Here is a 12,340-nt window from a genome sequence, read left to right as displayed (position 1 = left end):
ACACCATGGACGCCAAACAAATCGACCAGCAGGAACTCCTCAGGGACGAGAAGGACCCGCTGACCCACACCCCGGTGCACCTGCTCTCGCTGGAGAGCGTGGGCAAGCACTACGGCAACATCGTCGCTCTCACGGACGTCACGATGGCCGTGGACAACGGCAGGGTGACCTGCGTGCTCGGGGACAACGGCGCGGGCAAGTCCACGCTGATCAAGATCATCGCCGGCCTGCACCAGCACGACGAAGGCGTCCTCCACATCATGGGCGAGGAGCGGAAATTCGATTCGCCCCGTGACGCCTTGGATGCCGGCATCGCCACCGTCTACCAGGATCTCGCAGTCGTTCCCCTGATGCCCATCTGGCGCAACTTCTTCCTCGGCTCCGAGCTGACCACGGGCTTTGGCCCGTTCAAGAGCCTGGATGTCCAGAAGATGAAGGACATCACCAAGAAGGAACTGGCGGACATGGGCATCGACCTGCGCGATGTTGAGCAGCCCATCGGCCAGCTTTCCGGCGGTGAGCGCCAGTGCGTCGCGATCGCCCGCGCCGTGTACTTCGGCGCGAAGGTGCTCATCCTGGACGAGCCCACCGCAGCGCTGGGTGTGAAGCAGTCCGGTGTGGTGCTCCGGTATATCCTGCAGGCCCGCGACAGGGGGCTGGGCGTCATCTTCATCACCCACAACCCGCACCACGCCTTCCCTGTGGGCGACCGGTTCCTGCTGCTCAAGCGCGGCCGCTCCATCGGCTACTACGACAAAAAGGACATCACCATCGACGAACTCACCGCCCAAATGGCCGGCGGCGCCGAACTGGCAGAGCTCGCCCACGAACTCGAACAGCTCGGCGGCCACACCGACGTCGTCAAGGAAGTCCAGGCCGAGGTCGCCGGCGTGGCTGACTCCAAGGCCGACACCGGCCGGGCATCGGCGTAGGGCAGCCGTGACAAGGAGCGGCAAGCAAGAAGTAACTCTTGGACTTGTGGGCGTCGGCCGGATCGGCGCGATGCACGCCCGGAACATCACTGGCCTGAATGAGTTGATGAAGCCGCAGGGCATCTCGGTTCACCTCAAGCTGACCGACGTTGCCGAAGAGCACGCACGCTCCTTGGCCGGCGGAATTGGTGCCGAGTTCCTGCCCTCCGTCGGAGCTTTGCTTGACTCCGGCATCGACGGTCTGGTCATTGCCACCGGAACAGCCACGCATCCGGGCCTGATCAGGGCCGGCGTGGACGCCGGAATCCCGGTGTTCTGCGAAAAGCCTGTGGCTGTGAACGTTGAGGAATCACTGCCCGTGCTCGACCACATCCGGACCACGGGAGGAACTGTGCAGATCGGCCACCAGCGCCGGTTCGATCCGGGGTACCTGGAGGCCAAGCGCGCCTTCGACGCCAGGGAGCTGGGATGGCTCCACATGGTCAGGGCGGTCACATGCGACATGACGCCGCCGCCTGTGGAGTTCCTCGCGACGTCCGGCGGGCTCTTCCGCGATTGCTCCGTCCACGACTTCGACATCCTCCGGTGGCTCACCGGCAAGGAAATCGTGGAGGTTTTCGCCAAGGGGTCCAACAACGGTGATCCCGCAATCGGTGCCGTCGGCGATGTCGATACCGCGCTGGCTGTGGTGACGTTCGACGACGGCAGCGTCGGAACGGTCTCGGCCACCCGCTACAACGGGGCAGGCCATGATGTCCGGCTGGAACTCCAGGGGTCCGCCGGGTCCGTCATGGTGGGGATGGATGAGCAGATGGCGATGTCTTCTGCCGAGCCCGGGGTCGGTTTCCCGGCCGGGCCGCCGCACATGACGTTCGCCGAGCGGTTCCACACGGCATACCGTGCCGAGATGGCGGCCTTCGTGGAAGTAGTGCTGGGGCAGCGGCAGAATCCGTGCACACCGGAGGACGCGCTCGCAGCGTCCATGGTGGCCGACGCTGCCCAGGCATCGCTGCAGTCCGGGGAACCGGTGCGGGTGGCGCTGCAGGCGGCGGGCTGACACATTGCGAACGTACAGTTGTGGCCCCTCAGGCGAACCGCACCCCTGCGCCCCACCGGCGCAGGGGTTTCGGCTCGTCAGTACTGGAACCAACGGGTGCTTCGGCGCAAGCAATAGTCCGGGAACGACAAAGCCCCGCCTTCAGGCCACGACTCCCTCGAAGCCATCCGCTGGCCGCTGAAGGCGCTCAAGCAGGAAGAGGCCCGGCTGCACGCATATGTCAATCTGGCCCGCCAAGACGGCGCCTCATGGACAGAGATTGCAAGGTCCTCGGCGTCACCCGGCAAGCGGCTCAGAAGCGTTTCGGTAAACCTTCCGACGCAGCCGCCGCCGACGCCTTTGACTAGTGGCACGATAGAGCATGGACATCATCGAGTTCCTAGAAGCGCGGATCAGTGAAGACGAAGCCGTCGCCCAAGCAGCATCCCCCGCGCCCTGGGAATGGTTCGGGGAAGCTGGAACGCCCGCGTCAGCTCTCTACTCCGCGAACGAACAGGCTGTACTTGACGCATACGCAGACCACGCACCCGCGTACCTCGCCAGCAAACCCGAAGACCGGCTCTACATCGCCCAGTTCAACCCCGGCCGGATCCTTGCTGAATGCGTGGCCAAACGGCAGATGCTGGCAAACATCCCGCTCGTTACGGATATCGACAGCGAGGTTGGCGGAACCAGCGAATTCGTCCTCATGTGCATGGCCTCGCCGTACAGGGACCACCCCGATTACCAGGAAGGCTGGGCAATCGAGCTTTGAGAGCTCAAGATTTACGCCCGCATCGGGAAGAACAGCGGCTAGCCGGCCGCAGACCCGTTCGACTAGGGAACTAACGCGGTCGGGCGTCAGTGTTTCCCTGCCTCATCCGATCGTTTCTCACGCAGGATTTCCGCGACTTCCTGGCTTTCGTACCCAAGGACGTTTCCCAGCCATGAATGAGAACGCGAACAGCAGCGCTGTCGACGAGATGCTCACGATCCACTGATGGATGTCAGTGGATGGCTTCCCACCCACGATGTCTAGGCAGGTGAACGTCGAAACCACAGCCCCGATGATCGCCACGGCCCGGACGACATGGTGTACCACGTTGATCCATGCCAGCATTTGTTGCCCCGGGAGAGCTTGGCTTCCAGAAGCAGTGCAATCATCAGCGTCGGAAAGACCTGGGCTACGAGTCCCGCGTACTCGGAGGTAAGTGTCATGGGTCCAACATAGCTACTCGGGCAGGAAGCCCGGCAGTCGCTTACCCCACCGGACGTGGCGCAGGTCCTCGGGGCAGGCGTGGAACTACTCAAGCGTGGGGGCTTTGGCATCTCTGTGAATTGGGGGACACAGACATTGCATGCCAAACATATCGGTCAGTCTGCTTACTATCCAAATCGAGTGGCGTAGCATTGGTCCTCCGCGCTGCTGTATTGGGGGCAGCGCGGGTTGCCGCCCCAATTTAGTTGGGGCACTCAAAACGCGGAGAACCCCCGCACCAGTGAGGTAGATACGGGGGCCTCCTAGCGTCAGGTCCACCACGACAGGAGTCGGGAAGACCTGCGCCAAGGCTAACGCTTTTTCGGAGAATTACCTCAAGGTGTTCCCATGGCCTGCCAGGGGCGCCGGAGTGCGGGGCAAGAACCTCGCATGTACGCGGTCGCTCTTCGTCACCGCCGTCAGGGCGTCCTTCCAGTTAGGGAACAAAACCGGATCTTGATGTTTCCTTGATCTGGGGTGCGTATAGTCCTGTGAGCCGGCGCCCCATGACGCCTTCGGTGGTTCCGGCAGGTTGCCCGCCCTGTCCCCAATCGGGGCGGGCCACCACTCATCGTTCGGGCAGGAACCCCTGGGAGTCGGGGCTTTCCTCGTTGCGACACCTTGCGGAAACTGGTCGGAAACCTGCCCCGGATAGAGTGCGGGGCATCGGTAGCTGCAACGACGCCTTACTATCTGTGGTTCCGTAGGTGGCCCGCTCGTTTCTATGGGGGAATGAGCGGGCCACCGCCTTTTGCAGGACATAACCGGCTGAGACTTCCGACTGCCGCTCGCTGTCATACACTTCATGCATGAAACCACTTATTGGGTGAGCGGTCCTGCTCTGCGTTCTTGCAACTACCGCTTGTGGAGGAACCCCGGCCGCTGCGCCAGTCATTACATCAGTAACTCCTTCGCCTACTCCCACTGTCACAGTAAGCGCCACGCCGACTCCTTCAACCATCGCCACGACCGGTTCCTACGAGAACGACCTGGCCAGCCTCGGCATACGGCCGGACGATGTTCAGGACTACGCCAAGTGGATGAAGCAACAGATCTGCGACCAAGACAGCACCGGTCTCGGGTTCTCGGTTCGGAGTATCGGTGGCGGTAACTTCGGGAGCGGCGGGGGCCCCGAGGTCGTGCGTCTGACCAACGTGAAGTCATGATGCAGGCCGGGGAGAAGAAGCACGTTTCCGCGCTCACTGTTGAAGAGGTCCAGGAGTTGCGCCGGCACATTGCCCAGTGGGCGAGTGACAAGCCGGGTAGGGCTTCGACCTCGGATGCTATGGACATGTTCCTGCCACCGGCTTGCGTCCGGGGGAGCTGCTGGCACTGCAGTTCTCCGATGTGGACTTCCGGGCGGGAACTATCGCGGTTACCGGGACGGTCAAGCGCGACTCCGTGAACGGGTTGCACCGGCAGGCGTTCCCCAGGTCCGAGTCCGGCAAGCGGGTGCTGACGCTTCCCCTGTTCGGGGTGGAGCTGCTGCGGCGGCGTAAGGCGACGGTTGCCGGGGATCTGATCTTCCCGAACCGCAACGGTGATCCGATGGAGCCGGCGAACTTCCGTCGTTTGTGGCGCGAGGCTCACGGGGACGCGTGGGAGGCTGTGAAGCCGTCATCCTTCCGCAAGGCTGTTGCGACGTTGACCGAGCGCGAGAGCGGTTCCTTGATTGCGGCCCGTCAGCTCGGGCATAGTTCGGACGCGATCACAAAGAAGCACTATATCGAGCGGAACCGAAACGCTCCCGACTCGTCTCTGATCTTGGAGCAGTTGAATCAGCGCGTCACGCTGGTCGAACTAGAGGACATTGAGGTGTAGGGATGACCATCGTTGAGTTCCTTGAAGCGCGCATCGCCGAAGGACGAGGCGGCGGCGCAGAAGGCCGCAGCGTCCGCCACGCCTGCCATGGATGCCAGGAAGGATCCCGTAGGCCCCGGCGTGGGAGGCCGACAAGGGTATGGTCATCGGCCAGCCTGACAAGGACGGCCACGCGATCCCGCTCCGGGACAACGAGGGGTCCTCGACGCTCAGCATGCACCATGACGCATCCGCGCACGTGGCCCGTCACGATCCCGCCCGTGTCCTGGCCGAGTGCGCGGCGAAGCGAGAGATATTGGATGAGTGCGCCGACGTGCTCAGCCATGGAGGCTGGGAATACTCCGACACCCCGGACCTTGCCCAGTCCATTCTCGGCTCCCTCGCCGCCGTCTACGCTGACCACCCGGAATACCAGCAGGAGTGGGCATAATGCGTCGTCGCATCACGCTGGTCCAATAATCCCCACGTTAGATAACTGTTCAAACGACGACTAAACGACGAGTGGCCCTGTTTTTGGGCAAATAAAAAACCGCTCCAACACCCGACTTTCGCCAGTGTTGGAGCGGTTTCTCTACTGTGCACCCCCCGGGACTTGAACCCGGAACCCATTGATTAAGAGTCAATTGCTCTGCCAATTGAGCTAGAGGTGCATCTGTTGTTTCGTTCATCCGTGGGCTTTTGTTTCCCTCGTTGACCTCCGCAACGACATGAAACTCTACACGAAGTTTTGGCCAGTGTGAAATCGAGGTGCGCGGGAGGTGGCGCCGCTACCGGGGGAGCCCCAAAATCAGCGCGAAATCAGGGTTTTGGTTGTTGCTGAGGGCCCATAAATCCCCATTCGGGGCCAGCGAAACGTTCCGGATCCGGCCAAACTGCCGTGTGAAGTAGCCCACAGGGGTGCCGGCATTTTCGCCGTCGAGCGGGACTGCCCAGATGCGCTGGCCCCTCAGCGCGCCAAGGTAGGCCGTGCTGCCAACGATTTCGAGCCCGCTGGGCGAGGAGTCTGCTGTCGACGGCCAGACAACCTTGGCGTCCATGAAGCCATCGCGGTGGGGTGCTCCCGTGACCTCGGGCCACCCGTAGTTTCCGCCGGGCTGGACCAGGTTAAGTTCGTCATTGACATCCGGTCCGAATTCGCTGGCCCAGAGCCGGCCCTGGCTGTCCCATGCCAGGCCCTGCACGTTCCGGTGGCCAAGGCTGTAGACGGGATTGTTCGGGAAGGGATTGCCGGGCGCGGGGGCGCCGTCCTTGGTGAGCCGCAGGATCTTGCCGCCCAGGGCGTTCCGGTCCTGCGGCTGCTCCCGGCGCTGCGAGTCTCCCGTGCCGACGTAGAGGAACCCGTCCGGGCCGAAGCGGATCCTGCCGCCGTTGTGGGTGGAGGCCTTGGACATGCCGGAGAAGATCACCTCCGGCTCACCCAAGCGGAAGCCCCCACCGCCGGCCGCCCCGCTGCCTTCCAGGCGCATGCGGGCAATCCGGTTGTCGTCGGCCGCGGTGAAGTAGGCGTAGAGGTAGCGGTCCGAGGCAAAGCCGGGCGACAGTGCCAGGCCCAGCAACCCGCCCTCACCGCCGGGAACGACGCCGGGGACGGCCCCGATTGTGCCCACCCTGCCGTCCCGGACCGATTTGATCAGGGCGGAATCGCGTTCGGAGATGACGGCCGTGCCGTCCGGCAGGAACACCGTCGACCAGGGAATCTGCAGTCCCTCGATCCTGCTCCGCACTTCCGGCGCCCGCAGCGATGTGGGGGCCGGACCGGAAGCAGCCGGCGCACTCGTCCCCGAGGCGGTCGGCCCCGGTGCGCCGGTGCCCGGGGTGGGTGTCGCAGTTGCCCCGTTGGCCGTGGAGCCGGTGCTGCCCGGGGCGGGCTGACCGCCCTCGCCGGTGCAGCCGGACAGGGACAACGCTAGCGACAGGGACAACGCTAGGGCGGAGAACGCCCTGGCGGTCAGGGCCAGGGGCATGGCGGCGGCAGCCGTAGCTGGCTTTCCGTGGTGATTGCGTCTCATGCGCTTACTCCGTCCGCAATCTGCCGCCGCCGCGTGGAACGTTAGCGCCGGGACCGCCGCGGCGCCCGGAACCCGGCAGCCTCGGCGTGTGCCGGGGAAAGGAACCAGACTTCCGCCCGGGCGTCCTCGTAGCCGGCACTGTCGTCGTCGTAATAGGTCATGGCGCTGACGTCCCCCTTGACGGCGTATCCGTCCGGCGCGCTGCCGTCTGCGGCCGGCAGGGCCGAACCCTCGCCATATGGCTGGTCCCCTGCGGCTGCCGCACCAACATCGGCGACCCGTTCACGATGGATGGGCTGTTCGCCGAAACCCCGTTCGGCGCCGAAGCCCTGTTCCAGATGATGTGGCTGGGGTTCGCGGTGATGAGGCTGGGCTTCGTGGCTGGCTCCGGCTTCCGTGGCGGCGGAGGACTGGGTCCGCTGCCGGGTTTCGGCCTCAGCGTCCATCGACTCGGCCGCCGCGGATTCCGCGCCCGGAAGGGTGGGAGCATGCGGGGCCGTGTACTCCGCGTGATGCGTTGGGGCTGCAGGCTCTTGCGCTGCGGGCTGGGTGGAACTGTCTGCCGCGGCACTGCCGGCATCCGACCACTGGGCATCCCATTCGGCCTTGTCTTCGTCGTCGTCCCAGTCGTCTACATCTCCTCCGGCGGACCGCGCCGAGGAGGGGCGGGCGGTGGCGGCTTCCCAGGATTCGATGTCCGGTTCCACGTCCTCGGGGTCCGGGCGCGTGGACGCGGCGGCGGGCCGGCCTACCAGCGGCGCGGCTTCCGCGGCCGCCGGCCCGGCGTCCGGTTCGGCCAGGCGGCCTTCCGGTACGGTCCGGGTGGTGGCTGACGGAGGTCCCGCCGCCGCTGCTGCGGCAGAAACGGCCGACGGCGTCTCCTCCGTTTTAGATGACGCTGAGGAAGAGGTTCCCGCCCGGGGCGTCACCTGTTCGGTCCGGGTCGCGTCGGCTGCCGTTCCCCGCGAGTTCCGGTTCAGCAGCCACCAGACAATGGCAATGATCAAAACGATGACAATAACCCAGATAATCCACTCCATAGCAAAGCCTTCCATCCGTCACATGAGGTTGCCGTTGCTTGACGGTACGTCTCTGTCAATAGGGCTGTCTAGGCTTGTCGCGGGCAGTGGAGGAGAGGGCACACAGGCCCCCCGTCCCAAAATGTGAGACGCGAGTCCACTATTTGATCGAAATTTTCTGGAAATTGGGCCAAACCGGCCACTTCCGGTCGTTGGCGGCCTTTCAGGAGTCATAGACTTTGACCCATGAGTGAGGACACCCAGATCGCAACCGATAACAAGCCTGACATCAAGCCCCGGAGCCGGGTTGTCACCGACGGCATTCACGCAGCTCCGGCGCGCGGAATGTTCCGGGCCGTGGGCATGGGCGACGACGACTTCGCCAAGCCCCAGATCGGCGTCGCGAGCTCCTGGAACGAAATCACTCCCTGCAACCTGTCCCTGAACCGGCTGGCCCAGGGCGCCAAGGAAGGCGTTCACGCCGGCGGCGGCTTCCCGATGCAGTTCGGCACCATCTCCGTTTCCGACGGCATCTCCATGGGCCACGAGGGCATGCACTTCTCCCTGGTCTCCCGCGAAGTCATCGCCGACTCGGTGGAAACCGTCATGCAGGCAGAGCGCATCGACGGCTCCGTGCTGCTGGCCGGCTGCGACAAGTCGCTGCCGGGCATGCTCATGGCCGCCGCGCGCCTGGACCTCGCCAGCGTATTCCTCTACGCCGGCTCCATCATGCCGGGCTGGGTCAAGCTGGAGGACGGCTCCGAAAAGGAAGTCACCTTGATCGACGCCTTCGAAGCCGTGGGCGCCTGCGCCGCCGGCAAGATGAGCATGGAAGACCTCACCCGCATCGAAAAGGCCATCTGCCCGGGCGAAGGCGCCTGTGGCGGCATGTACACGGCGAACACGATGGCCTGCATCGGCGAAGCCCTGGGCATGTCCCTGCCAGGCTCAGCGGCTCCGCCCTCGGCAGACCGCCGTCGTGACGAATTCGCCCGCAAATCCGGCGAAGCCGTGGTCAACCTGCTGCGCCTGGGCATCACGGCCCGCGACATCATGACCAAGAAGGCCTTCGAGAACGCCATTGCCGTCACCATGGCCTTCGGCGGATCCACCAACGCCGTCCTGCACCTGCTGGCGATCGCCCGCGAGGCAGAGGTCGAACTGACCCTGGACGACTTCAACCGCATCGGCGACAAGATCCCGCACCTGGGCGACCTGAAGCCGTTCGGCCGTTACGTCATGACCGACGTCGACAAGATCGGCGGCGTTCCGGTCATCATGAAGGCACTGCTCGACGCCGGCCTCCTCCACGGTGACTGCCTCACCGTCACCGGCAAGACCGTGGCCGAGAACCTCGACGCCATCAACCCGCCGGACGTCGACGGCAAGATCCTGCGCGCGCTGGACAATCCGATCCACAAGACCGGCGGCATCACCATTCTGCACGGCTCCATGGCACCCGAAGGCGCGGTCGTCAAGAGCGCAGGCTTCGACGCCGATGTCTTCGAAGGAACCGCCCGCGTGTTCGAGCGCGAGCAGGGTGCCCTGGACGCGCTGGACAACGGCGCCATCCAGAAGGGAGACGTTGTAGTCATCCGCTACGAAGGCCCGAAGGGCGGCCCCGGCATGCGCGAGATGCTCGCCATCACCGGCGCCATCAAGGGCGCCGGCCTGGGCAAGGACGTCCTGCTCCTCACCGACGGCCGCTTCTCCGGCGGCACCACCGGACTCTGCATCGGCCACGTCGCGCCGGAAGCGGTCGACGGCGGCCCCATTGCCTTCGTCAAGGACGGCGACCGGATCCGCGTGGACATTGCCGCCCGCAGCTTCGACCTGCTGGTGGACGCCGCCGAGCTGGAGGCCCGCAAGGAAGGCTGGGCACCGCTGCCGGCCAGGTACACCAAGGGCGTGCTCGCCAAGTACGCCAAGCTGGTGCACAGCGCCTCCACCGGTGCCTACTGCGGGTGATACCTTCCCCTTGCGGGGAGGCGCTGTGCGCCTCCCGCAAAGGGCCCCTCGGCATGACCCTTATTAAGCCCTGCCGCCCCTAGCGGGCGGGTGCAGTTCGATCCCTTAGGGAAGGATCAATTAGTGGACAATAATGTCCACATGGTGAGATGGCATGCCGCTTCGTTGACAGGCCTCTCACCAGAGGGAAAACTGAACGCATGATCTTCGTTACCGTCGGCACCGTCGTCGTACTTACCAAGCGCGTGGCTCCATAGCCCGACTGGTAACGAACTGTCACGCGCAACCCCTCGAAAAGCCGCCAGGCTGAGGGGTTTTTTTATTTTCCGGGCGGGACGGAACGTTCAGTTTCCCCAGCACCACACCAATTCAAGATCCACTAAGGAAGAGTTCGATGAGCAAAGGATCGCCCATCAGCCCCTCGCTGATGGCTTCAAAGTCCGCTGGAGCCGCCAAGGCTCCGGAACGCGTCGACAAGCCGGCAGACGCCGGGGTCGACATTGCTGCAGCCGCCTCTCCTGTCCTTGGGCCGAACAACGTCGTACCCCCGACGGTGATGACCGGCTCAGAAGCAATTGTCCGTTCGCTCGAAGAACTCGGCGTCGACGACATTTTCGGTTTGCCCGGTGGCGCGATCCTGCCCACCTACGACCCCTTGATGGCCTCCAAAATGAACCACGTTCTGGTCCGTCACGAACAGGGAGCCGGCCACGCCGCGCAAGGCTACGCCATGGTCACCGGGCGGGTGGGCGTCTGCATCGCCACCTCGGGCCCGGGCGCCACCAACCTCGTCACCGCCATCATGGATGCGCACATGGATTCCGTCCCGCTCGTGGCCATCACCGGCCAGGTCTCCAGCGGGGTGATCGGCACCGATGCCTTCCAGGAAGCCGACATCGTGGGCATCACCATGCCCATCACCAAGCACTCGTTCCTGGTGACGGACCCCAACGACATTCCCCACGTCATGGCCGAGGCCTTCCACCTCGCCTCGACCGGACGTCCGGGCCCGGTCCTGGTTGACATCGCCAAGGACGCCCAGCAGGGGCAGATGACGTTCTCCTGGCCGCCCAAGATCGACCTGCCGGGCTACCGTCCGGTGGTCCGCGGCCACAACAAGCAGGTCCGCGAGGCGGCAAAGCTGATCGCTGCCGCCAGCAAGCCGGTGCTGTACGTGGGCGGCGGTGTGGTCAAGGCCCACGCCGCGGCTGAGCTCCGCGAACTGGCCGAACTGACCGGCGCCCCCGTGGTGACGACGCTCATGGCCCGCGGCGTCTTCCCGGATTCACACCCGCAGCACGTGGGAATGCCCGGCATGCACGGCACGGTTTCCGCCGTGACCGCGCTGCAGCAGGCGGACCTGCTGGTGACCCTGGGTGCGCGCTTTGACGACCGCGTCACCGGTGTCCTGAAGACCTTCGCGCCCAACGCCAAGGTCATCCACGCGGACATCGATCCTGCCGAGATTTCCAAGAACCGCACGGCTGACGTTCCCATCGTGGGCTCGGTGAAGGAAATCATTCCGGAACTGACGGAAGCCGTCCGGACCCAGTTCGGCACCACCGGAACACCGGACCTGGCCAACTGGTGGGCATTCCTTAACAACCTGAAGGACACCTACCCGCTGGGCTGGACCGAGCCCGAAGACGGCCTCAGCGCACCGCAGCGCGTCATCGAACGCATCGGCGCGCTGACCGGTCCCGAGGGCATCTACGTTGCCGGTGTGGGCCAGCACCAGATGTGGGCCGCGCAGTTCATCAAGTACGAGCGCCCGCACGCCTGGCTGAACTCCGGCGGTGCCGGCACCATGGGCTACGCCGTTCCGGCCGCCATGGGCGCCAAGGTGGGCGAACCGGACCGCGTGGTCTGGGCCATCGATGGTGACGGCTGCTTCCAGATGACCAACCAGGAACTGGCCACCTGCGCCATCAACAACATCCCCATCAAGGTTGCTGTCATCAACAACTCCTCGCTGGGCATGGTGCGGCAGTGGCAGACCCTCTTCTACGAGGGCCGCTACTCCAACACAGACCTGAACACCGGCCACGAGACCATCCGGATCCCTGACTTCGTCAAACTCGGCGAGGCCTACGGTTGCGCGTCCTTCCGGTGCGAGCGGGACGAGGACATCGACGCAACAATCCAGAAGGCACTGGAAATCAATGACCGCCCCGTGGTCATCGACTTCGTGGTCAGCCCCGACTCCATGGTGTGGCCGATGGTGCCCGCCGGGGTCAGCAACGACCAGATCCAGGTTGCCCGCAACATGACCCCGGAATGGGAAGAGGAGGACTGAT

Annotated in this window: 9 protein-coding genes and 1 tRNA gene; 7 read left to right on the top strand and 3 right to left on the bottom strand. The window is 64.6% G+C overall.

Annotated features, from left to right (window positions below):
* Positions 1-5 precede the first annotated feature (5 nt).
* The 5 genes from QFZ33_RS16880 (at position 6) to QFZ33_RS16860 (ending at position 5,477) form a co-directional block, all read left to right on the top strand.
* Complete coding sequence (locus tag QFZ33_RS16880) at positions 6-932, top strand: ATP-binding cassette domain-containing protein (RefSeq protein WP_307029323.1); 927 nt, start codon at positions 6-8, stop codon at positions 930-932.
* A 7-nt stretch (positions 933-939) separates the two neighbouring features.
* On the top strand, positions 940-1,989 hold the full coding sequence (locus tag QFZ33_RS16875; protein WP_307029322.1) for a Gfo/Idh/MocA family oxidoreductase: 1,050 nt from the start codon (positions 940-942) through the stop codon (positions 1,987-1,989).
* Positions 1,990-2,350: 361 nt separating this feature from the next.
* The gene (locus QFZ33_RS16870; RefSeq protein WP_307029320.1) at positions 2,351-2,743 is read left to right on the top strand and encodes a DUF6221 family protein; all 393 of its coding nucleotides are present in this window, start codon (positions 2,351-2,353) and stop codon (positions 2,741-2,743) included.
* Between the two features lie 1,791 nt (positions 2,744-4,534).
* A complete protein-coding gene (locus QFZ33_RS16865) occupies positions 4,535-5,047 on the top strand; it encodes a tyrosine-type recombinase/integrase (protein ID WP_307029318.1) in 513 nt (170 codons plus the stop codon).
* 139 nt (positions 5,048-5,186) lie between these two features.
* A complete protein-coding gene (locus QFZ33_RS16860; RefSeq protein ID WP_307029316.1) occupies positions 5,187-5,477 on the top strand; it encodes a DUF6221 family protein in 291 nt (96 codons plus the stop codon).
* 147 nt (positions 5,478-5,624) lie between these two features.
* On the opposite strand, the gene QFZ33_RS16855 is transcribed toward QFZ33_RS16860, so the two are convergent.
* The 3 genes from QFZ33_RS16855 to QFZ33_RS16845 form a co-directional block, all read right to left on the bottom strand.
* Positions 5,625-5,697 (bottom strand) — tRNA-Lys (locus QFZ33_RS16855).
* A 117-nt stretch (positions 5,698-5,814) separates the two neighbouring features.
* Positions 5,815-7,056, bottom strand: a complete 1,242-nt coding sequence (locus QFZ33_RS16850; protein ID WP_307029314.1) for a PQQ-dependent sugar dehydrogenase — start codon at positions 7,054-7,056, stop codon at positions 5,815-5,817.
* A gap of 41 nt (positions 7,057-7,097) precedes the next feature.
* The gene (locus QFZ33_RS16845; protein WP_307029311.1) at positions 7,098-8,096 is read right to left on the bottom strand and encodes a sunset domain-containing protein; all 999 of its coding nucleotides are present in this window, start codon (positions 8,094-8,096) and stop codon (positions 7,098-7,100) included.
* A gap of 225 nt (positions 8,097-8,321) precedes the next feature.
* Between QFZ33_RS16845 and ilvD the strand changes: the two genes are divergently transcribed.
* A complete protein-coding gene (gene ilvD / locus QFZ33_RS16840) occupies positions 8,322-10,043 on the top strand; it encodes a dihydroxy-acid dehydratase (RefSeq protein ID WP_307029308.1) in 1,722 nt (573 codons plus the stop codon).
* A 394-nt stretch (positions 10,044-10,437) separates the two neighbouring features.
* Complete coding sequence (locus QFZ33_RS16835; RefSeq protein WP_307029306.1) at positions 10,438-12,339, top strand: acetolactate synthase large subunit; 1,902 nt, start codon at positions 10,438-10,440, stop codon at positions 12,337-12,339.
* The last annotated feature ends 1 nt before the right edge of the window (position 12,340 follow it).

The sequence above is a fragment of the Arthrobacter globiformis genome, assembly GCF_030815865.1.
Lineage (GTDB): Bacteria > Actinomycetota > Actinomycetes > Actinomycetales > Micrococcaceae > Arthrobacter > Arthrobacter globiformis_B.
Note: the sequence above shows the minus strand (reverse complement) of the source record. Positions and strands in the feature narration are given on the sequence as shown.

Bases quoted from the DNA above. Each gene is read 5' to 3' on its own strand.
- QFZ33_RS16880 (WP_307029323.1), top strand. From the start codon at position 6: ATGGACGCCAAACAAATCGACCAGCAGGAACTCCTCAGGGACGAGAAG.
- QFZ33_RS16870 (WP_307029320.1), top strand. From the start codon at position 2,351: ATGGACATCATCGAGTTCCTAGAAGCGCGGATCAGTGAAGACGAAGCC.
- QFZ33_RS16860 (WP_307029316.1), top strand. From the start codon at position 5,187: ATGGTCATCGGCCAGCCTGACAAGGACGGCCACGCGATCCCGCTCCGG.
- QFZ33_RS16850 (WP_307029314.1), bottom strand. From the start codon at position 7,056: ATGAGACGCAATCACCACGGAAAGCCAGCTACGGCTGCCGCCGCCATG.
- QFZ33_RS16845 (WP_307029311.1), bottom strand. From the start codon at position 8,096: ATGGAGTGGATTATCTGGGTTATTGTCATCGTTTTGATCATTGCCATT.
- ilvD (WP_307029308.1), top strand. From the start codon at position 8,322: ATGAGTGAGGACACCCAGATCGCAACCGATAACAAGCCTGACATCAAG.
- QFZ33_RS16835 (WP_307029306.1), top strand. From the start codon at position 10,438: ATGAGCAAAGGATCGCCCATCAGCCCCTCGCTGATGGCTTCAAAGTCC.